At 40.1% G+C, this 20,188-nt stretch carries 21 protein-coding genes; 11 read left to right on the top strand and 10 right to left on the bottom strand.

Features of this window, described 5'->3' with window-relative positions; genetic code table 11:
- Positions 1-67: 67 nt before the first annotated feature.
- The 4 genes from pepF to gdhA all read right to left on the bottom strand — a co-directional run bounded on the left by pepF (position 68) and on the right by gdhA (position 5,315).
- Positions 68-1,870 (bottom strand): oligoendopeptidase F, encoded by a 1,803-nt coding sequence (pepF, locus tag BOD01S_RS05955; RefSeq protein WP_036158432.1) that lies wholly within the window; start codon positions 1,868-1,870, stop codon positions 68-70.
- 173 nt (positions 1,871-2,043) lie between these two features.
- Complete coding sequence (locus tag BOD01S_RS05950) at positions 2,044-2,643, bottom strand: Yip1 family protein (RefSeq protein ID WP_052124982.1); 600 nt, start codon at positions 2,641-2,643, stop codon at positions 2,044-2,046.
- Between the two features lie 355 nt (positions 2,644-2,998).
- Positions 2,999-3,685, bottom strand: coding sequence for a phosphoribosylaminoimidazolesuccinocarboxamide synthase (locus BOD01S_RS05945; RefSeq protein ID WP_036158438.1), 687 nt, complete (start codon positions 3,683-3,685; stop codon positions 2,999-3,001).
- A gap of 256 nt (positions 3,686-3,941) precedes the next feature.
- Complete coding sequence (gene gdhA / locus BOD01S_RS05935) at positions 3,942-5,315, bottom strand: NADP-specific glutamate dehydrogenase (protein WP_036158444.1); 1,374 nt, start codon at positions 5,313-5,315, stop codon at positions 3,942-3,944.
- A gap of 175 nt (positions 5,316-5,490) precedes the next feature.
- On the opposite strand from gdhA, the gene BOD01S_RS05930 reads away from it, so the two are divergent.
- Genes BOD01S_RS05930 through BOD01S_RS05920 form a run of 3 tightly spaced genes read left to right on the top strand, consistent with a single transcriptional unit; the run spans position 5,491 to position 7,635 of the window.
- A complete protein-coding gene (locus BOD01S_RS05930) occupies positions 5,491-5,946 on the top strand; it encodes a YaiI/YqxD family protein (RefSeq protein ID WP_036159620.1) in 456 nt (151 codons plus the stop codon).
- A gap of 5 nt (positions 5,947-5,951) precedes the next feature.
- The gene (locus BOD01S_RS05925) at positions 5,952-7,274 is read left to right on the top strand and encodes a D-serine ammonia-lyase (RefSeq protein WP_036158447.1); all 1,323 of its coding nucleotides are present in this window, start codon (positions 5,952-5,954) and stop codon (positions 7,272-7,274) included.
- A gap of 10 nt (positions 7,275-7,284) precedes the next feature.
- Positions 7,285-7,635, top strand: a complete 351-nt coding sequence (locus BOD01S_RS05920) for a DUF4181 domain-containing protein (protein ID WP_036158450.1) — start codon at positions 7,285-7,287, stop codon at positions 7,633-7,635.
- A 150-nt stretch (positions 7,636-7,785) separates the two neighbouring features.
- On the opposite strand, the gene BOD01S_RS05915 is transcribed toward BOD01S_RS05920, so the two are convergent.
- Positions 7,786-8,619 carry a squalene/phytoene synthase family protein gene (locus BOD01S_RS05915; RefSeq protein WP_036158453.1) on the bottom strand — a complete coding sequence of 278 codons (834 nt, stop codon included), beginning with the start codon at positions 8,617-8,619 and terminating at the stop codon, positions 7,786-7,788.
- A gap of 230 nt (positions 8,620-8,849) precedes the next feature.
- Between BOD01S_RS05915 and BOD01S_RS05910 the strand changes: the two genes are divergently transcribed.
- The 4 genes from BOD01S_RS05910 to BOD01S_RS05895 all read left to right on the top strand — a co-directional run bounded on the left by BOD01S_RS05910 (position 8,850) and on the right by BOD01S_RS05895 (position 12,502).
- The gene (locus tag BOD01S_RS05910; protein WP_036158456.1) at positions 8,850-9,911 is read left to right on the top strand and encodes a 3'-5' exonuclease; all 1,062 of its coding nucleotides are present in this window, start codon (positions 8,850-8,852) and stop codon (positions 9,909-9,911) included.
- Positions 9,912-9,969: 58 nt separating this feature from the next.
- On the top strand, positions 9,970-10,797 hold the full coding sequence (coaW, locus tag BOD01S_RS05905; RefSeq protein ID WP_036158459.1) for a type II pantothenate kinase: 828 nt from the start codon (positions 9,970-9,972) through the stop codon (positions 10,795-10,797).
- Between the two features lie 131 nt (positions 10,798-10,928).
- Positions 10,929-11,327: a MarR family winged helix-turn-helix transcriptional regulator gene (locus tag BOD01S_RS05900; protein WP_036158462.1), complete on the top strand. Its 399-nt coding sequence runs from the start codon at positions 10,929-10,931 to the stop codon at positions 11,325-11,327.
- Positions 11,324-12,502: an MFS transporter gene (locus BOD01S_RS05895; protein WP_036158466.1), complete on the top strand. Its 1,179-nt coding sequence runs from the start codon at positions 11,324-11,326 to the stop codon at positions 12,500-12,502. Before BOD01S_RS05900 ends, BOD01S_RS05895 begins: the two co-directional genes overlap by 4 nt.
- Before the next feature lie 150 nt (positions 12,503-12,652).
- Here the strand turns inward: BOD01S_RS05895 and BOD01S_RS05890 are convergent, their stop codons facing one another.
- Both BOD01S_RS05890 and BOD01S_RS05885 read right to left on the bottom strand, forming a co-directional pair.
- Positions 12,653-14,056 (bottom strand): aldehyde dehydrogenase family protein, encoded by a 1,404-nt coding sequence (locus BOD01S_RS05890; protein ID WP_036158469.1) that lies wholly within the window; start codon positions 14,054-14,056, stop codon positions 12,653-12,655.
- Positions 14,057-14,392: 336 nt separating this feature from the next.
- The gene (locus tag BOD01S_RS05885) at positions 14,393-14,782 is read right to left on the bottom strand and encodes a ribonuclease HI family protein (protein WP_036158472.1); all 390 of its coding nucleotides are present in this window, start codon (positions 14,780-14,782) and stop codon (positions 14,393-14,395) included.
- Positions 14,783-14,888: 106 nt separating this feature from the next.
- Here BOD01S_RS05885 and BOD01S_RS05880 point away from each other — a divergent pair, with 106 nt between their 5' ends.
- Positions 14,889-15,083, top strand: a complete 195-nt coding sequence (locus BOD01S_RS05880) for a zinc-finger domain-containing protein (RefSeq protein WP_036158475.1) — start codon at positions 14,889-14,891, stop codon at positions 15,081-15,083.
- 98 nt (positions 15,084-15,181) lie between these two features.
- Here the strand turns inward: BOD01S_RS05880 and BOD01S_RS05875 are convergent, their stop codons facing one another.
- Positions 15,182-16,168, bottom strand: a complete 987-nt coding sequence (locus BOD01S_RS05875; protein ID WP_036158477.1) for a YecA family protein — start codon at positions 16,166-16,168, stop codon at positions 15,182-15,184.
- 249 nt (positions 16,169-16,417) lie between these two features.
- Entirely contained in the window at positions 16,418-17,317 is a 900-nt protein-coding gene (locus BOD01S_RS05870) for a DMT family transporter (RefSeq protein ID WP_036158480.1), read from the bottom strand.
- Between the two features lie 130 nt (positions 17,318-17,447).
- On the opposite strand from BOD01S_RS05870, the gene BOD01S_RS05865 reads away from it, so the two are divergent.
- The 3 genes from BOD01S_RS05865 (at position 17,448) to BOD01S_RS05860 (ending at position 19,584) form a co-directional block, all read left to right on the top strand.
- A complete protein-coding gene (locus BOD01S_RS05865) occupies positions 17,448-18,335 on the top strand; it encodes a LysR family transcriptional regulator (protein ID WP_036158483.1) in 888 nt (295 codons plus the stop codon).
- Positions 18,336-18,647: 312 nt separating this feature from the next.
- Positions 18,648-18,776: a hypothetical protein gene (locus BOD01S_RS23805; protein WP_280520955.1), complete on the top strand. Its 129-nt coding sequence runs from the start codon at positions 18,648-18,650 to the stop codon at positions 18,774-18,776.
- Positions 18,769-19,584: a VOC family protein gene (locus tag BOD01S_RS05860; RefSeq protein WP_052124983.1), complete on the top strand. Its 816-nt coding sequence runs from the start codon at positions 18,769-18,771 to the stop codon at positions 19,582-19,584. Before BOD01S_RS23805 ends, BOD01S_RS05860 begins: the two co-directional genes overlap by 8 nt.
- A 239-nt stretch (positions 19,585-19,823) precedes the next feature.
- On the opposite strand, the gene BOD01S_RS05855 is transcribed toward BOD01S_RS05860, so the two are convergent.
- Entirely contained in the window at positions 19,824-20,024 is a 201-nt protein-coding gene (locus BOD01S_RS05855; RefSeq protein WP_036158486.1) for a cold-shock protein, read from the bottom strand.
- Between the last annotated feature and the right edge of the window lie 164 nt (positions 20,025-20,188).

Below are 20,188 nucleotides of genomic sequence, written 5' to 3'. Positions count from 1 at the left end.
GTGTTATACCGTTAGATGAAAACTATAAATAAAAAGGGTGTTCGAATTATGCGAACACCCATTCTTCTTATTGTTGTAATTGAGCTGTCAATTGTTCTAGTTGATCAATTAAGCTGCCAATATAAGCGATTGTATCACGTAACGGCTGCTCGGTTGTAATATCAACACCTGCGTGTTTCGCAAGTTCTACAGGTGTTTTTGTTCCACCCATTTTTAGCACGTCAATCCAATCAGCTACAGCAGTTTCTCCTTCGTTTAGGATACGGTTAGCTACTTGTGTCGAAATAGTTAAGCCGGCTGAATATGTGTACGGATATAGACCCATATAATAGTGAGGTTGGCGCATCCATGTCAGCTCTGCACCTTCATTAAGGATAACTGTATCACCCCAGAATTCTTCCAGTACACCGCGTTTTAATTCATTCAGTCGTTGTGCGTTGACAGAATCGCCTGCATCAATAATTTCATATACTTTTCTCTGGTACGCTGCTTCAAGTAAATGCGTGACAAAATTATGGTAATACGTACGGGAAATGATTGTAGAGATTACCCAGCGCTTAAAACGTGCATCCTCTGAATTTTTTAGTAAATGATTTGCCATCAGCATTTCATTCATTGTAGAAGGTGCCTCGATAAAATATAAAGAAGGACGTGCGTTATATACATTTTGTTCGGCATTGGCCAGATAGAAATGGCCAGCGTGTCCTAGCTCATGGGCAAGTACAAACACTTCGTTCATTCGGCTAGTCCAGGAGATCAATACATATGGATGATAGCCGTATGGGCTGGAGCAGAAAGCACCTGTCGATTTACCCTCGTTTTGGGCAAAATCAATCCAGCGTTCATCGAATGAACGATCCAGCATTTTGCTATAGTCTTCTCCCATCACAGCAAGCCCATCTTTCATATATTTACGAGATTCTTCTATTGTAATAGTAGGCTCAAAGTCTGGATCCAGGGAGATTTTCAAGTCTGCAAATGTCATTTCCTCCAGGCCATGTACTTTTTGCAAAAGTTTCGCATAACGGCGCATATGTGGCGCAAGCTCTGACATAATTAAATCAATTTGCCGATTGTAAAGCGATCGGTCTACTTCCTGAGGTTCCAGTAAAAAGTCGAAAATGGAAGAGTAGCCTCGTAAATCGCTTTCCGTTTTTTCAATTTTTAAATGTGTATCATATGTTTTAGCGGTTGTATGCTGGTATTCACGTAATTTAGAAGAGAAGGCATCAAAGGCAGTCCGGCGAATGTCGCGGTCATTTTCAAGTTCCCAATCACCCTCAAACAGGTTATAGCTCAATGGGTAGTTCCGCCCGTTTACTTCAAAATCCGGAAACTTCATATCTACTAATTTAGTTGTATTATAAAGCCCGTACGGAGCATTGAAAGTTGTGCTGAATGCGGCAAGTGCTTTTTCAGCCTCAGGGTGAAGCTGATGGGCTTTTTGCTTCAATAAGTTTTTAATATAACGCTGATAGCCTGGTTGTGCTGAGCTTATTTGCAGCAGAACTGACTCATCCAACATTAATAATTCGCTTTGAATAAAGGAAAGCTTAGCTCCGATAGCACCATAAACCTGCCCGACTTTTGCCGAGCGCATTTGGGCATCGCTGTTTGTCTGATCGACGTTGAGAGCCAGGTTAGCGTATGTACTGATAGGAATAAGTTTTTCGTATAGCTTTTCATAGGCTGCAATCACACCAGCAGCGGATTCGCTAGTTTGAATTTTTCCTTTGAATTCTGCTTCGATGGAGTCAGCGTCTTTTTTTGCTTCTTCTATCGCGTTTTCAAACTCATCTTCTGTTTTAAATAAATCTTCTAAATTCCACGTTTCTTCTAATTTCACTTCGTCGCGCTTTACTATCGACATATAAATCCCCCTTAAATATAACGGTTTACGAAATAAATTGTACCATATGTTTGATTTTTTAGAAAGTTCATAGAAAAACAAAAATTTTCCTCTTTCAGTATTTAAACCAACTGTTCATCTATTTTCCCGCTGCAAAAATAAAAGCCCAGCAGTAAGCTGGGCAATGAAGATCATTATGAAAACATACTAAAGAAAGCAATACCGATGATCGCTATAATCACAAAAATGAAAATCATCACAATTATAAATGGTATGAGAAGGGTAAAGAATGCCCGCCAATTTGAAAAGCGGTGCGCCTCTGCAAGTGCTGCAATATTGATTACAATACTCCACACTCCAAACACAAAGCTGAGAAGGGGCACAATGATGGAAAAAGCACTTGTTTCATACATACTAAAATAGCTGGCTGGAGAGAAGACCATCCATATATAATAGAAAAAACCTGTCACCATTGATGGAATATATGTTAAAGCACCTGCCTTGAATATATCCCAAAACGAGCCTGTGCCACGAAGCAGTTTTCCAACAAGGAATAATATCCCGCTATAAATGAACATTATTATAATTCCTACAAGTGGCCCTAAGAACAGGGATAGAATGACTAGGATAGGTACGGATAGTGTGTCGTCAAGCTCGCTGTTTACATAGCCGCTGCCAAAAGCTGCAAATGAACCGATTGCGATTAATAGAAAGATAAATCCTAACGGCTTGTTATCAATCATGTCACGTGCAGTTTGCTTTGGATGCATCCAAACGGTTAAAAACGGATTCAAAATTATCACCTCTAAATAGATTTCTTTAAGTGAAACATTTTTTTCTCATCCTGTAAACGATGCTAAAATCCTAGGATTATTGAACTAACAATCCACCTATTGAACTCAGCGTTAACCAGTAAAAGAAAGTCTTTCCTTTAAAATACTGCCGCTTGCATGAATGCTTATACACTTAACGTTTTAGCAGCATATAATAATAGAATACAAGGCGGGCTGTCATGAAAGAAAAGGTCAGAAAAAAAGGTGTTCAATCAAATATATGCAGCTTTAGTGAAATCAACACTAAAAGAAAAGCTAGGGGGAAGAGGAAAGGATAAAAAAGCCCCCTATTCGAAGTAAAGGGGGCTTATACGGATTAATCGGCAAGTATGATTTTCTCGAGTTCAAGCGGCTCGATATAAGTATTACCTTTATATGCGCGCATATTTCCGCCTGAAATTTCATCGATTAAAAGGATTTCATTTGTTTTTGCGTCGCGGCCAAATTCCAATTTAATATCGTAAAGAGTTAGTCCCTTTTTCTCCAGCTCACCAGCAACGAACTTGGAAATTTCAATTGTGCGTTCCTTTAAGATCGCGTATTCCTCCAAAGATAAAATACTGAGCATATGCAGGGCATCAGCCGAAATAGGAGGGTCAAGTCGTTCATCATCCTTGATAGTAACTTCAACAAATGAATCCAGTTCCTGACCTTCCTGCACGTATGCCCCGTAGCGGCGTAGAAATGAGCCGACAGCCTTGAACCGGCAAATTACTTCTAAGCCTTTTCCGAACACTGTAGCAGGTTTAACAGTCATAGTTGCATCGCTAAAATTTGCATCTACGTAGTGAGTAGGGATGCCTTGCTCATTTAGCTTGGAATAAAAGAAAGAAGTCAGTTTAAGACCAGCTAAACCAGCGCCATCGATTGTAAGCCCGACAGAGTTTGCACCTGGGTCAAAAACACCGTTTTCTCCAGTCACATCATCTTTGAATTGTAATAAATAATGACCGTCTTCAAGTTTGAAAACATTTTTTGTTTTGCCTTTATAAATTAATTCCACAAGAAAACCTCCGTTATGTAAGATCTAGTTTATTATAACACGAATATTTTAAGTGTTTATATAATAAAATGTTCGTTTTTAAAAGAAGGACGTCTGACGAAACAGTAAGAAAAAAAGAGCTATCCAGAAAGCAGGTACTTTCCAGTCAGCTCTTCATGTTAAAGTTAATAAGTAGAACAGGGCTTTATAAAAAATTTGATGGAGATACTTCCTTTTTTAATATAGGAGGATCTGAGGTAAACTTTATAGCTTTGGATTAATAGACGCCTTCAGCAACCATGCCATCTGCTACTTTTCTAAAGCCGGCAATATTTGATCCTACAACAAGATTTCCAGCAAAGCCATATGTTTCGGCAGCTTCTTTTGATTCTGCATAAATGGCCTTCATAATCTCCTGTAATTTTTCGTCTACTTTTTGGAATGACCAAGCAGTTCGACCGGAGTTTTGTGCCATTTCCAGCGCAGAGACAGCCACACCTCCAGCATTCGCTGCTTTTCCGGGACCAAAGTAAATATCGTTTTCAAGGTAAATATTGATTGCTTCTAAATCAGAAGGCATATTGGCCCCTTCTGCAACAAACTTTGTACCGTTTGCCAGCAATAGACGGGCTGAGTCTCCGTTAATTTCGTTTTGCGTGGCGCAAGGAAGTGCTATATCACAAGGTACAGACCAAATATTTGTACAGCCTTCGTGGTATTCCGCATTTGGTCGGTACTGTAAATAGGATTGTATACGATCGCCTTTAATTTCTTTGATTTCCTTGATAGCAGCTAAGTCAATCCCGTCTGCATCATAAATATAGCCTGATGAATCGGAGCAAGCCACAACTTTAGCGCCGTAGTGCTGAGCTTTTTCGATCGCATAAATGGCAACATTGCCTGAACCAGATACAACGACTGTCTTATCAACGAATGATTCGCCTTTTTCGTGCAGCATTTCTGCCACGAAGTATACTAATCCATAACCTGTTGCTTCTTTTCGAGCCAATGATCCGCCGTAGCCTGGTTTCTTCCCAGTCAATACGCCAGCTTCATATGCACCGCGTAAACGCTTGTATTGACCCCACATATAACCTATTTCCCGGGCACCTACTCCAATATCGCCGGCAGGAACATCGACATCCGGACCGATATGACGGTATAATTCAGACATGAACGATTGGCAGAAGCGCATAATTTCTGCGTCTGACTTTCCTTTCGGATTGAAATCGGAACCACCTTTGCCGCCGCCGATTGTCTGGCCAGTAAGAGCATTTTTAAAAATCTGTTCAAAAGCTAAAAACTTCATAATTGATTCATTTACAGTAGGGTGGAAACGAAGACCACCCTTATATGGTCCAATTACATTATTGAATTGTACACGGTAGCCGCGGTTTACTTGTACGTGATTGTTATCATCCTGCCAGGCTACACGAAACGATATAATTCTGTCCGGCTCTACAATTCGCTCTAAAATGTTATGCTCAATATATTCCGGATGCTGTGCAAGAACAGGAGCGAGAGAAAACAAAATTTCTTCTGCTGCTTGAAGAAATTCCGGCTGGTGAGAATTTTTTTCTTTTAAACGTGTAAACACATTATCGATATATTCTTTGGTACGTGTATCGTTTGTCGTAGTAATGGTCGTCATTATGTTACCCCCCAAAAAATTTGTTAGCAGTATCGTATTATGATTTTTCAAACAATTCAATATAATTTTCGGTTTCTAACCCGTTTTGAGGTTCAAGGAAACGAAAAGAAAAAGGGAAAAATAATATATTAAAATAATATAATTTCGGCATTATTGAATGGAGTGTATTTTGGTGATTCAATTATTAATTGATGCAGATGCCTGCCCTGTTATTGATTTGGCGCTGTTTGTATCATCTCGATATGAGATAAAACCTATCTTGTTTTGCGATACTTCTCATCGTATTGAGCGTGAAAATGCAATAACAATTATTGTACCGAAAGGACCAGATTCAGTTGATTTTAAGCTTGTGAATACGCTTTCAAGAGGAGATATTGTCATTACGGGCGATTATGGCCTTGCAGCTATGTGTATTGCCAAAGGGGCTTATGTGATTGATGCAAACGGAAGAGAATTGACTTCAGACAATATTGATCAATTACTCACCTTCCGATATGAAAGTGCGAAAATCAGACGTGCTGGCGGCAGGTTGAAGGGACCGAAAAAGCGTACGGAAGAAAATAATATTTCGTTTGAAAAGAAATTTCGACAACTTTGTGAACGAGTCATTCCAACAGAAAAAGAGGGGTAGAAAACATGAACCATTTAATTAATCTAACTCAATTAAGTTCGGATTTTCCATTGATCCAACCGTTGCAAAGAGGAGAAACGGTGTTGTGGTTAAATGAAAAGCGAGACCCTTCATATGTCAGAACGGAAATTATGATGAAGGATGTATTGGAAGCTGAAGCAAGACTGCGCCGATTTTCCTCCTATTTCATAGTTGCGTTTCCGGAGACGACTGTACTAAATGGCTTGATTGAATCGGATATTCGAGAGATTGCTGAAATGAAGGCATTGATTGAAGGAAGACGTGCCATTGAAATTCCGGGCAGGCTGCTGTTGAAATGTGACCACGCATTACCGGTAGCGGGGTCTATAAAGGCACGCGGCGGTATTTATGAGGTATTAAAACATGCAGAATCTTTAGCAATGGAGCACGGCTATTTAACGGAAAAGGATGATTATGCTCTGTTATTCTCAGATAAAATGCGAGAATTCTTCTCTCATTACAAAGTGGCGGTAGGTTCTACGGGAAATCTCGGCTTAAGTATAGGAATTATAAGTGCAAAGCTTGGCTTCGAAGTAACTGTGCATATGTCTGCTGATGCAAAAGAGTGGAAAAAGGAGCATCTTCGTTCTCTTGGCGTTGAAGTAAAGGAATATAAGGCTGACTACAGTATGGCGGTGGAACAGGGGAGAAAAGAAGCGGAAGCTGACCCGATGTGCCATTTTGTAGATGATGAAAACTCAAAAGACCTATTTCTCGGCTATGCTGTAGCTGCTCTGCGTGTAAAGGAACAGCTGATAGCATTGAATGTGAAAGTTGACGGAGACCATCCGTTATTCGTTTATATTCCTTGTGGAGTAGGTGGAGCTCCCGGCGGGGTGGCCTATGGTCTGCAGCAAGTATTTGGGGAGCATGTGCATATCTTTTTCGGTGAACCTGTCCAGTCACCTTGTATGATGCTCGGTATGATGACAGGGCTTCATGATAAAATTTCGGTAACGGACATTGGGCTGACAAATGAAACAGAGGCTGACGGTCTGGCGGTAGCAAGACCATCAAAATTTGTCGGTTCCATCATGGAAACAATCGTTAGCGGCTGCTACACTGTTGATGATAGCTTTTTGTGCAGAAGCCTGAAGGCGATGTTTGAGCTGGAAAATATTTTTATGGAACCATCTGCACATGCAGGTGTATTCGGCCCTATTCAACTTGTATCAGAAGGAGCTGAATATGTGAAGAAGCACCAGTTGACAGAGAAAATGGATAATGCCGCACATCTTGTATGGTCTACCGGAGGAAACATGGTTCCTGAAGCGGTTCGCCAGGCATATTTACAAACAGAGAAATAGGAGAAGCATCATGTTCATAACTATTTTAATAGGGGCCGTTATTGCGGCAGGTATTTTTGATTTGTATTTACGTAAAAAGTATAAAATCGAGAAAAACGAAAAATTTACTGACCAATTCGTTAATAAAAAACATATGATTTTTGAAATCATTGCATGTGTCTTCTTCCTTGCCTTTCTTTCAGCAAGCGGAGCGACTGGTAAACAGCTATATTTTTTAGTATTTTTATTTTTTGCTATGTTATATGCAATCCGTACACTGCTTGAACGATTGCTTTACAAGGAAAAGAAGAAGTATATTGTTTCGCTTGTATATGTAATGATCTGTTTAGTTTGTTCGTTTGGGATTCTTCTATTTTTATAATAGGTTATAGAAGACGGAAGGGGAAACGGGTGTTTTGGCGGTGAAACAGGGGAAGGCTGCTGAGCGGAAGCAAGTAGCAGAGCAGCATCTGCCGGTATGTCATAGGAGTGGAAAAAGGGAGGTGAACAAGCCTACCTCCCTTCGATCTAACTATTCCACGCCTTCTTCGGCTTTTACTTCTTCGACTAACTGTTCGACCTCAAAACGTGATATTTTTTCGCGGCCTTCCTTCATTACAGCCAATGTTTTGTTGGCAAGCATATAAGGTAGTTTGGCAAACATGAATACTTTCTTTTTACTGCGTGTACTTTCAATATAAGCATTGCCATGTGCAAGCTGTTCATCTGCATAGGTGAATAAATCGTCGCGTGTCCATCCATCAGGTACAAAGCTGACACCGCGTTCTTCCATATCCTCTTTCTCATTGCGCAGAATATTGACAGCCTGCAGCCCGCGGCCATACCCAATTGCCAGATCGTGATCGGTTTTTAAACCTGTATCCCATTCAAACATTTGTGAAAGCATACGGCCGACAAGACCTGCTACATAGTATGTATATTCATCTAAATCCTCTCTTGTCTGTACATTGAAGTCTTTTTGAGCCCATTTCCCCATACCGTATGCCATTTCCTCACACGCTTCAAACATAATATTCCGTGCATCTGCAGGACATACTTCAATCCAATCCTTCATACGAAGGGTAACTTCCGGCATTTTTTCTTTTTCTTCACCAAGTGCTTCGAGGTAAGCTTTTTCATTGAATGGATAGTGAAAGAGATCCTTTACCTTCATCAAAATATCATGTTTAATTTGGTTATCAACCTCTTCATTATCTTCAATTTCATCTAATGCCCGCATGCATAAGTAAGCGCAGCCCACGGCATATTTCAAGTTCGTACCTAAAAATGTGATAGGAATATAAAATGTACGACTTGTTTCTTTTAATACACGCATGGCATCCTTTTGCAGTGCCTTTTCATTCATCGAATGTTCCTCCAGTCTTTCTTACATGCTTCTATCGTATCGCAAAACATGTGAAAGATAAAATATTAAGTATAAAAACAGCAGGAGACCTTCCTTGAAAAATAACGTGCGATAAGGAAAAATGTCCTGAAATTAAAACACGGACGTGTCCAATAATTAAAATTTGCGTTACAATATGAAAAGGTAATTGGGATGGAAGGGTCCATCTCGGAAAGTTGCAGGTGGGAAAATTGACAAGGAAGCATACATATATTTGTATCGATATAGAGGCTGCCCTTATACGCGGTCAGCAATACATGATTGAACTGGGAGCTGTTAAATGGAATACCGATGGGACAACCGAAACTTTTACCCAGCTTATTCAGCCTTATAAATTTAAAAAGCTGAATACTCATATCCAAAAACTTACAGGTATTAAAACTGAGCAGTTGCTAGATGCGCCATCCTTTAAAGAAGCGATGTATAAGTTTAAACGCTGGTGCAAGAAAGATTGTATTTTTCTTACATTTGGGGAGTTTGACCGGAAAGTGCTTGAATCGGAGCTAAAAAGAAATTATATGAAAAATGATTTTATTTTTCCGATGATCGACTTTCAACAGAAATATATGATAGCGAATCATATAAAGGAACAGCCAAGCCTATTGGGACTGATGGGACAACTGGGGCTGGAAGCTAAAACACAGCATAGAGCATTAGCTGATGCAGATAGTTTGCGTCAAATCTTTGAAGCTGCAAAAGGGGAACAGCTTATTGAGGAGCAGAAAACAAATGAAGTACGGGTGCTTTTATCAAGCCTGAAACCGGCTGAAACCCATTATGATCTGCTTATTTCCGCCATTGACCTTCGCATTTCTCCGGACGGTTTAGAGAGAAAAGGAATAGCGACTCTCTATGAAAAGCTATCATTCACGACTAGTGAGGAGAAACGAATTAATGCAGAAGGCGAAGCGGAAGTGATACAATTAACAACAATCCACCCAAGTAAAAAGGCGGAGGAAATGCTGGCTGGTATTGCAGCCTCGGTTGACCAAAAAGTGATCCTGACACGGGCTGGACTGAGACCGCTTTCAAAGATTTTCCGATTGCATGGCTGCAGTCTGCCGAAGACAGAAGTGATGACACTTCAGCACCTTCTTCATGATGAGGAGGCAGTAGCTCGTTTTTCCATGCACGAGAATTCTATCCATGCATTTGAGGCAAAGGTCTGCCGATTACTAAAGCAATATGAGCACCTTATTATAGAAGAGTTTAATAAAAGAGATTTATTCCCAAAAGAAACAATCGAAGTGTAGCGGTATTTGTAGTATACATAAGGTGGGAAAAGGCGCTGCATAAAAAGGAGTAAGACAAATGGCAAAGGCATTAGGTATTGATACAGGAGGCACTTTAACAAAGCTTGCCTATATCAATCAACAGGGAGAATTAACATTAGAAGTATTTCCATCGAATGAAATGGAACGGGTAAAAGAATGGCTGGAGAGGCATCCACAGGTTGACGAGATAGGGGTAACAGGCGGTCGTACAGAACAGCTGCGCAGTGTCCTGCAAACAATGAAATCAATCGAATATATCGTTGAGTTTGAAGCGACATTAAAAGGGGTGCGCTATCTGCTCGAAAAAGAGGGACATCAAATTGATAAGTGTATTATCACGAATATTGGAACAGGGACCTCTATCCACTATATGGACGGAAAAACACATTCACGTATAAGTGGAACGGGCATTGGTGGAGGAACGCTTGTCGGGTTAGCGGGGCTGCTCACGGGTATTACGGATTTTGAGAAAATTACTTCCCTAGCTGCAAAAGGGGACCGCTCTGCTATTGACTTATTAGTAAAGGACATTTTCCAAGGTATGGAATCGCCGATTGATGGCAGCCTTACTGCGAGCAATTTTGGTAAGGTAGGTATCACGGAAGCAGTGGAACATCCGATTGAAAATGTCCTTGCAACAGTCCAAGGGCTTGTCGGTGAAGTAATTACGACACTGAGTATCCAGCTTGCTGAGGAGCGTAATGCAAAGTACATCGTCTATATTGGATCGACCCTTACGGATAATGAAAATTTAAAAAAAGTGATCTCCCATTATACAATTTTAAAAAAACATACTCCGGTTTTTTTAGAGGATAGTGGTTTTTCGGGAGCTGTAGGAGCACTTTTAAATATTACTGGACACTAGAAACAACATATATTTGCTAGGCCTGTATGCAGAAATTCTGGATACGGGCTTTTTTGTTTACAAAAGGTTTTTCTGGCCGTAAACTATGTAAGTGATTATTTACTTAGGTAAATAAAAATGGAGGGACATAGATGAATCCGTTGTTTCATACTTTCTTTCAGCAATACCGCTTTTTAATTAACCATTTAAATGAGGCATTAAAAGAGCATGGCTTGTTTAGCTCTCAATGGACAATTTTATTTTTATTAAATAAGGAAGGTCCGATGACATTAACCGCTATTTGGAAGTATTTAAATGTGGAAGCCCCTACAATTACACGGACAGTAACACGCTTGGAAAAGTTAGGGCTTGTCAGGAGAGAAGAAGGGGTAGACCGTAGGGAAAAGATTGTCCATCTGACCGAATCAGCCCTTCTAATGATGCCTGAAGTAGAAGCCTCGGTATTAAAATTTGAAGCTGAAATGACTAAAAGCCTTACAGAAGAAGAAACAGCTCAGTTAATTCACTTACTGAACAAAATGAAAGGATGAACTTTTTGGAAGTACAGAATCAAATATTTACAAAGCGTTTTGTCGCACTTTTTTTGACCAATTTAGCGGTCTTTTTAATTTTTTATGGGCTTATTACGACTTTGCCGCTCTATGTAACAGGTAATCTTGGGCGGACTGATGATGATGCAGGACTGCTTGTAACAGCCTTCCTGATTTCGGCTATCCTTGTACGCCCGTTCAGCGCAAAAATGCTTGATATATATGGTAAAAAGAAGATGCTGGTTTTAAGTATAGTTATTTACTTGCTATGTACGATTCTTTACATATTCATCAAACCGTTTGCTATTCTATTAGTATTGCGATTTTTACAAGGAATCTGGTTTAGTATCGCTACAACAGCAACTGGCTCTCTTGCAGCGGATATTATTCCGAATAACCGAAAAGGGGCAGGGCTCGGTTATTTTACGATGTCTACCAATTTAGCGGTTGTTATTGGACCATTTGTCGGTTTATTCATTGTACAGAAAGCGTCATTTGAGGCTTTATTTATCGTTTTATCGGTGATTGGCTTACTAGGAAGTATTATTGGCTTAACGATCAATACGAGTGATATTGCCCGGCCGGAAGTAAAACCGAAGCTTTCGTTTTCTTTTGATGATTTATTCGAGAGAAAGGCACTGCCTGTCGCATTGCTTGCTAGCTTGCTGGCGTTGTCATATTCCAGTGTCTTGTCCTTTATTTCGATTTATGCAGAGCAGCAGGGTATGCTGAATGTTGCAAGTTATTTCTATGTCGTCTTTGCAGCGGCCATGCTCATTATCCGTCCGTTTACTGGTAAAATTTATGACCAAAAAGAGCCGAAATATGTTGTTATCCCCTCATTTATTTTATTTACAATCGGACTATTTATGCTTGCTTATATGGATAACTCTTGGCAGTTTCTTGTAGCAGCAGTGTTCGTAGGTAGCGGTTATGGGACGCTCACAACAAGTATGCAATCGCAGGCTGTACAATCAACATCTGTAGCCCGAAGCGGTTATGCGACAGCTACTTATTTTACGCTGTTTGATACCGGCATCGCGATTGGTTCCTACATTCTCGGCATTATAGCCATGTCTTTCAGTTATCAGATGGTCTACGTGCTTTGTGGTACACTATTAGTCGTAAATATGATTCTTTATATTTTCTTATTCAGAAAAACGAGCGCTTCTTAGCGCTCGTTTTTTTATTTGGTAAATCGGATAGGTTCCACGTTTCCGGCCATGCTATTATGCTGCAGCATCTATATGGGATGGGCGCATCAAAAAGCGGGCTGCCAATAAAGTTATGCAATCCGCTTTAAATATCATTTTATATACATTATCTCATTGATGTTCGTTGTTCTGGAAAATCATTTCGAGCTTTCCTTTATAAGGAGGCATCATAAATTCCTCATATGGATTTGCAGCTGCCTTTAAAACCGCACGTGTATGGGAAAATTCCTTGAAGCCATGTATACCGTGATAACTTCCAATCCCGGAATGATTAGCGCCGCCAAATGGCAGATTAGGTTCTGTATTATGCATCATAATATCATTTACACAAACACCGCCGGAAGGGATGTTTGCTATGGCTTGCTCAACAAAATTTTCGTTTTCGCTAAAAATATAAAGGGCAAGCGGCTTTTCTAAATTACGCAGACGGGTAATTGGTTCCTGGATATCCGTATACGTAATAATAGGAAGGAGAGGGGCAAATATCTCCTCCTGCATAATTCTCATTTCTGGGGTTACATTTATAAGCAGCGTCGGTTCGATAAGCAGATTAATATCATCAAACTCGCCGCCGCATAATACCGTTGCTCCCTGTGCAATTGCATCAGCAAATAGTGATTGAATACGGTCATAATGTATACGATTGACAATCTGGGTGCGGTCATCGCTCAGAAGATAGCCGTTTTCGTCTCGATAGCTGGCTGATACCCAGGAAGCAAAAGCTTCTGTAAATGTTTCAATATCCTCATGGTGTAAATATAGGTAATCGGGTGCAATGCATGTCTGCCCGCTGTTCATCATTTTTCCCCATGCCAGCCTCAGGGCTGTTCGGTTCAGATCAACATTGCGGTCTATAATGACCGGTGTTTTGCCGCCAAGTTCCAGCGTAACGGAGGAGAGATGTTTTGCCGCTGCCTTCATAATAATTTTCCCGGTACTTGAACTACCCGTAAAGAAAATATGATTAAATGGCAGTTCGAGCAGCTCCTTCACTGTAGCTGCATCTCCCTGTACGACAGCGACTTCCTCTTCACTAAAAATAGAGCTCAGGATCTGATTAGCCAAAGCAGCAATTGCAGGGGTATACTCGGATGGTTTTATTATGGCGCAATTTCCTGCTGCAATGGCATCTATTAATGGATGGAATAATAGAGAAAACGGGAAGTTCCATGCCCCGATTATGCAAACAACGCCTTTCGGTTCATATACGATAAAAGCTTTCGCAAGCGGATTTGCAGCCGGCACTTCCTCAGGCTGCATCCATTGCTCTATATGATGGATAGTATGCTGAATGGCGCCCAACACTTGTCCTACTTCATTAAAAACTTCATAGGAAGGTTTTTGTATATCCTGAATTGTTGCAGCAATAATATTCTGCATATTTTCGGAAATAACTTTTGCTAGACGCAACAATTTATCTTTCCGTGCAGCAGCGGTCGTTTGCCGGACTGTCCACTGATAGGTCTGCTGTTTTCTAAAAATTTCCTGCATTCGATTTGAAGTTGTTTGAACCATAAAAATACCCCTTTCAACTAATACCTGCCCATTTCTTACCCCATGATGATAATACTTCCAAATTCGTGCGAGGATGTATAATGTCCTTAAGTATTACATATTCATTGTGTCAAGGTATTATTAATGAATACTAATAGATATGAATAGAATGGGGAGTATATGCCTTTTCAAACCAATGGGAGTGAAAAGCAAGGAGATAAAAAACGAAAAGGGTCGGTTAAAGTTACCTTTTCCTTTTGCTGTAAAAAGGCAGCTGGCTAATGTAGTTTTTTGTGAATATCTACTAACAAAAGAGGCTTCCAAGAAAATTCTAGTTTTCTTGGAAGCCCTGTTAAATTATTTATTTTTGTGAATTGCATCCCGTGCAAGAACATCGGCTGCTTTATTTTGATTATCTGGAATCCATTTGATGAAAAAAAGTTCAATTTGATCTATTAATTGTAAAGCATGTTCTAGGTAAGGCTTATATTCCTCGTTCTTAACATATTCTTTTTCCACTGAGCTCACAACAATTTTAGAGTCGGATCTCATGGAAACAAGCTGGGAGCCTAGCTTAACAGCCTCTTCTAGTCCACGTATAAGCGCTGAAAATTCTGCAATATGATTGTTTGTCTCCCCGATGTATTCGCTAATTTTTAATTGATGGCCCTCGCCTTTTATATAAACGCCGATGCCGCTTGGACCAGGATTGCCGGCGCTCGCGGCGTCAATGTAGATCTCCAGCATATTCTTACCTCATTTCCAAGATTAACATTAGTATAGCAGACAATTTTGATGGACAAAAGTTTTTTCAGCGTAGTAGAATAGTAAGACGTTACAAAGGGGGCCGCATATGAACAAAGTTTCTGTTATGAAAGAAATTGATGAATTAACTGACATTTATTGCACAGATTGCCTCGTTTTACGTGATCTTCGAAAAACACGCGGCAAAACAGGGGCCCACCGATTCTGTATCGAGCAGTGTACGGTTGGAGAACAGCTCCGATTTTTAGGTGAAGAGCTGATGAAAGTAACAGACGACAAATGAATGATACTTCATATAGAAAGAAGGACTGGCGAAAACGGTAGAATCCGTGTTAGCCAGTCCTTTTTATTTTTAGATAGTACGATGCTGATTTATTTTAATTATACAGGAACAGCCTGGTACTCAAGTAATTCCTGATAGTATTTGTTTAGAGAAGAGGAAGAAACGCCGAAGCTTTCTGAAATTTCTTTTACCGTAAATGTTTTTCCTTCAAATAAGCTGCGTTCCTGTCCGAAGCGGATAGCCCCAGCAGCAATCGCTGAAGATTTACGTGCTTTCGGCTGCTGCTCAACTAAATAATCTTCCAAGACAGCAAGTAGTTTATCGCCAGCCAGCTCTTGCTCATTTAAAAAGCCTTTCGTCTGCTGCAAAACATCCTGTTCGAATGTAGTAAATTCTTCTCCTTCATATCCACCCGCAACTAGCTTTGTCCAAAGCGCAAGATGATTCTCTTTCAGGAAAGCTAGGGCATCCTTTCCTTGTGCGTCGTATTCCTTTTTAAATTGCTCAAATACTTTCACATGGTCGGCAGGGAAGAAGATCAATGTAGAAACTGCTAACTTATGATTCTCTTTTTCTGAGCCATCAGGAAGCAGGAAGGCGAATACATGCATACCTTCTGGAATCGGTTTGTTATTTTCGCGGCGGATCATCACCGGTTCTTCTGTCAACGTATGGATGGCTTTAAAATAACGCTCCTCGATCGCTTCAACTTTACCAATAAAAATTTCTGGAGACGTCCATTGTTCATACAAAGCAATAGTCTGTGGACGAACTGTACGCTTCGTTTGGCGTTTTAAATAGCCTTCCCAAATATCCGGACGTACGTGGAAGAAGAATTCATCCAGTACAACAGCTTCAATCAGCTCTCGTTGCAACTTGCCGTTCATAGCCGGCGACCATTTCTGAAGCAATTCTATATATTCACGAATGTCTTTTCGTTCCGGGTATACAGAGTAAAATGTTTGCAATGTGCTTTCGATTTCTTCATTAAATAAATTTTCTACTTTTACCTGTTGTTTGCCTTCACAGCACTTTTTATATTTTTTCCCGCTACCGCATGGGCACTGGTCGTTACGTCCTACCATGTAAACACTTCCTTCGTTTGTTTAATAAAATATACGATAAAAATAGTACATACCTAATAATAACGTCAGTTTGTTGTAATGAAAAATGATTGTATATTGAAAACGTTCTGACATTTGCGGTCTAGTAGCTAGTCTATGATTTTTCTAGCAATTGTATGACAATAAAGATAGGATTATAGAAAAGTTGAAAATCAATGATAGAGAGCGTTTGTTCTGTTTGATAGAATGAAAAGGGGCTTAAGGGTATCCTTAAGCCGTCTTTTCGTTGGTATTGGATTTACGTAAAAATTTCGTTTGATGAAGCTGTTCCCACTGTGCCACCAGATTGCCTGTTAAGATGAAGGTTCCTCCGACAACTAATCTAAGAGTAAACGGCTCAGCAATAAACAGAATAGCGAAGAAGGCCGCAAAAATCGGCTCCAGTGAAAAAATGAGGCCCGTATGAATAGGAGAAGTATACTGTTGTACAACAGACTGTGCTATAAAGCAGAAGGCTGTACAAATCAAACCTAGTCCAAGAATAGCTAGCCAGCTTTTCGGTGAAGAAGGCATCGTCGGTGTTTCAAAAATCAACATGCATACAAGACCGAATAAGGCTGCAAATCCTAGCTGATATATACCGTAAGCGATTGAATCAACGGATTTTGTGAATTTACTATTAAGAATTAAATAAATAGAATATAAAAAAGCCGCAATCGCTACGAGAATATCTCCGAGCTGAAAAGATAATGATTCCTTTAACGTCAAGATTGTAATCCCGGCCATAGTACATATAACGGCAATACTTACAGCACCTGATGGAAGTTTTCGTTCCATTATACTGGAGAAGATGGGAACAATCACGACTGTTAAACTTAAAATGAAGCCGGCATTAGACACACTAGTAGTCTCGAGACCAAATAGGCTCAAGGAAAATACTGCGAATAGCAAAAAGCCTTGAATGCCTGCATAGGTTAATGTTTTCGCGTTGATATTTTTCATTCTTTTGTAAAAAATAAATCCTGCAACAATAAAAGCAATCGAGCATCGCCAAGCAACAATATTAAAAGTTTCGAGGGACTCCAGCCCCATTCTCATAAATGTATAGCTTACGCCCCAAAACATCGTGACGATGACCATAAGTGTATTTGCTTTCCCCTGTAAACTCATCATTCCACCACCAACTATCAAACTGTTATACTACAACTATACGGTGATATTTGTGATTAGTAAAACGAATGTTTATAATAATTAACATTAAAAAAATTCATGTTTATCAATAGAAAAAGGTGTGAAAAGGATGAGCTTAGTAAAATATCAAATATTACAAAGGGTTGCAGAGGCCCAGAGCTTTACAAAGGCAGCCAGACTGCTTGGCTTAACACAGTCAGCTGTTAGCCATGCCGTGTCCAATATGGAAAAAGAATTCGGCTTTCCATTAATTCACCGCAGCCGCACTAGTGTCACTCTAACAGCGGATGGGCATACGATGCTTGTTGCGATGCGTAAAGTGCTGCAGGCAGAGGAACAGCTTCAGCAGGAAGCCTCACGTATTAACGGTTTAACGAAAGGAACAGTACGGGTTGGATTGATTTCCAGTATTTCTACGAAGTGGATGCCGACTATTATTCGTCTCATGGAACAGGAATATCCGGGAATCCGGATTGAGCTGAGGGAGGGGGATTATTATCAAATCGAACAATGGCTGATCGCCGGAGAAATCGATTGTGGGTTTTTAAACCGGCCCAGCTCTAAGCAGTTCCAGTATATTCCGCTCATAAAGGACCCTATGCTCTGTATAATCTCATCTGACAGTCCGCTATATAATATGTCACAAATAAATCTCAAGGATATTGAAGGGGAAGACTTTATCATGCCGTCTTATAAGGGGACGAATGATGTTTTAACAATCTTTGAGAAGTACGGCATCAAACCGAATATCCGCTTTGAACTATTTGATGATAAAGGAATCATTACAATGGTAGAGCATTCATTAGGAATAACGATTATGCCAAAGCTAGTATTAGGCATCTTGCCGGACAACGTAAAGGCTGTTTCTTTTGAGCAGGAGACATTCCGTATAATAGGATTATCTACATCTTATAATGTCTCTCCGGCAGCAGGGAAATTTATCGAGATCCTTCAGGATTGGCTTCGTCAAAACGAGGAAAACTTTTATGTTATGTAGACAATTCGTATTGTTCTATATATTTCTGATTATTCGAGCTATAATGAAAAAGAAATAATCTATTTTCTCCTCAGGTAAGAATGGTCTATGGCCTGCTATCGATAGAGCGGATGTAAAAAGAACTAATTACTTTAAACCGACATCTGAATAGCAGAAATCAATTCGATTGCTTATTTAGCTTACAGATTCGGCAAGGGGATTTCTATTATTGCAGATAAGGTTGATCATGCTCATTACTTTGCTATCAATTGCAAGTCTTGCTTCCTACTATTAAAGAATGAGAGGGAGGTATACTCTTATAGTATTGACTAGGTGTATGTAGAGGCAGATCAGCCGTTTATCCTGAATGGGAATATGGCTGGTAAATTACCGATTTTCGCTTCTGTACTGCACATGCATATCGAAATATTCAATAGTAAAAAGGAGGGGTTACATGTATAAGTTAGATCATATTGTCCATTTTGTGGACAGCCCGGAAGTAGCAATGACGGAATTACGTTCTAATGGGCTGCATGTTGTACCAGGAGGGAAGCATGAGCAGTGGGGCACCTATAATGCACTCTGTTATTTTAACGCAGCCTATATTGAATTAATCGGTATTTATGATCAAGAAAAGTTTAAAGTGGCTGCGGCTATTCCGTATACATTACACGAAACATATACCCGAAACGGCTGCGGAAAAGGTTTGACACGTGTGGCTATCAGCACAACGACAATCGAGGAGGATGCTGAGCGTTTCAGGTTAGCAGGATATGATATAGTAGGGCCGGACCGTTTCTCCCGTACTCGTCCGGACGGATCGATTGTCAGCTGGCAGTTGCTACATATTGGGAATAAAAATGATCAGATTGACCTGCCGTTCTTTATCCAGTGGGACCAGTCCGAGGAAGAACGAGTTGAAGATATGAAAGATCGGGAAATTATTAATGAACATGCTGCAGGCCCTTTAAGGATTGCGGAGATCTCTTACATAGTTTCAAATTTCGAAATGGCACGTAGCTTACTGCAGCTTTGTCATCTTGAAAGTACCCTTAAGGTTAATGAGGAAACGAAGGCAGAGATCATGACAATATATACCCCATCAGGCAACTTGTCTTTTTACCGCCCTTATGATGAGGGGGCAGTATGGGAAATTCTTATGGAGGACGGACCGGGTCTTTATACAGTTGTTCTATCGGGAGCATTAGAGGAACATACCTTGCATTTTGAAAATGCAAACTATATGTTTTCAAGAACGGATGAACTATAAGTAAAAAGCAACGGCATAAAACGCCGCCTTTTCATATAAGAAAAAGGTCGGGAATTTAGCAAAGAAGCCGTACAAGCAAGAGCTGATTAACGGTAAACAAACTTACCGAAATCATACAGCTGCACCTGGAAAGGGCTCTCTTATTATAGAAGAATAGAATACAAGGCTGCCTAAAATTCCTGTCCGGCAGCCTTTTCTAATGTGAAAATAAAAAAACACCGACAGGAGCCGGCGTAACCTTATTCTTTAAATACATTTGAAGCCTGGGGACCTCGATTACCCTCTATGATTTCAAATGTCACTGCCTGTCCTTCCTCCAGTGTACGGAAACCTTCACCTTGAATGCCCGTGAAGTGCACGAAAACGTCCTCACCATTATTACATTCAATAAACCCATAACCTTTTTCATTATTAAACCATTTTACTTTCCCTTGGTGCATGAGCGTTCTCCTCCCATACTTGCAGTTATAATTTCCTTAATCAAAAAATTAAGACAATTATGCTTAAGAATATACAGGAACAGATAAATACTGTCAACAAATTGGCTATATTTCTTCCTAAGAAGCCGGTTGTCACCTTTTAATTTTGTATATAATGAATACGA

Origin of the sequence: Lysinibacillus odysseyi 34hs-1 = NBRC 100172 (genome assembly GCF_001591965.1) — a bacterium.
Taxonomy (GTDB): domain Bacteria; phylum Bacillota; class Bacilli; order Bacillales_A; family Planococcaceae; genus Lysinibacillus_B; species Lysinibacillus_B odysseyi.
The sequence above is the reverse complement of the archived record's forward strand: the minus strand, read 5'-3'. Positions and strand labels throughout refer to the sequence as shown.

Bases quoted from the DNA above. Each gene is read 5' to 3' on its own strand.
- pepF (WP_036158432.1), bottom strand. From the start codon at position 1,870: ATGTCGATAGTAAAGCGCGACGAAGTGAAATTAGAAGAAACGTGGAAT.
- gdhA (WP_036158444.1), bottom strand. From the start codon at position 5,315: ATGACGACCATTACTACGACAAACGATACACGTACCAAAGAATATATC.
- BOD01S_RS05925 (WP_036158447.1), top strand. From the start codon at position 5,952: ATGAACCATTTAATTAATCTAACTCAATTAAGTTCGGATTTTCCATTG.
- BOD01S_RS05920 (WP_036158450.1), top strand. From the start codon at position 7,285: ATGTTCATAACTATTTTAATAGGGGCCGTTATTGCGGCAGGTATTTTT.
- BOD01S_RS05915 (WP_036158453.1), bottom strand. From the start codon at position 8,619: ATGAATGAAAAGGCACTGCAAAAGGATGCCATGCGTGTATTAAAAGAA.
- coaW (WP_036158459.1), top strand. From the start codon at position 9,970: ATGGCAAAGGCATTAGGTATTGATACAGGAGGCACTTTAACAAAGCTT.
- BOD01S_RS05900 (WP_036158462.1), top strand. From the start codon at position 10,929: ATGAATCCGTTGTTTCATACTTTCTTTCAGCAATACCGCTTTTTAATT.
- BOD01S_RS05895 (WP_036158466.1), top strand. From the start codon at position 11,324: ATGAACTTTTTGGAAGTACAGAATCAAATATTTACAAAGCGTTTTGTC.
- BOD01S_RS05890 (WP_036158469.1), bottom strand. From the start codon at position 14,056: ATGGTTCAAACAACTTCAAATCGAATGCAGGAAATTTTTAGAAAACAG.
- BOD01S_RS05885 (WP_036158472.1), bottom strand. From the start codon at position 14,782: ATGCTGGAGATCTACATTGACGCCGCGAGCGCCGGCAATCCTGGTCCA.
- BOD01S_RS05880 (WP_036158475.1), top strand. From the start codon at position 14,889: ATGAACAAAGTTTCTGTTATGAAAGAAATTGATGAATTAACTGACATT.
- BOD01S_RS05875 (WP_036158477.1), bottom strand. From the start codon at position 16,168: ATGGTAGGACGTAACGACCAGTGCCCATGCGGTAGCGGGAAAAAATAT.
- BOD01S_RS05870 (WP_036158480.1), bottom strand. From the start codon at position 17,317: ATGAGTTTACAGGGGAAAGCAAATACACTTATGGTCATCGTCACGATG.
- BOD01S_RS05865 (WP_036158483.1), top strand. From the start codon at position 17,448: ATGAGCTTAGTAAAATATCAAATATTACAAAGGGTTGCAGAGGCCCAG.
- BOD01S_RS05860 (WP_052124983.1), top strand. From the start codon at position 18,769: ATGTATAAGTTAGATCATATTGTCCATTTTGTGGACAGCCCGGAAGTA.
- BOD01S_RS05855 (WP_036158486.1), bottom strand. From the start codon at position 20,024: ATGCACCAAGGGAAAGTAAAATGGTTTAATAATGAAAAAGGTTATGGG.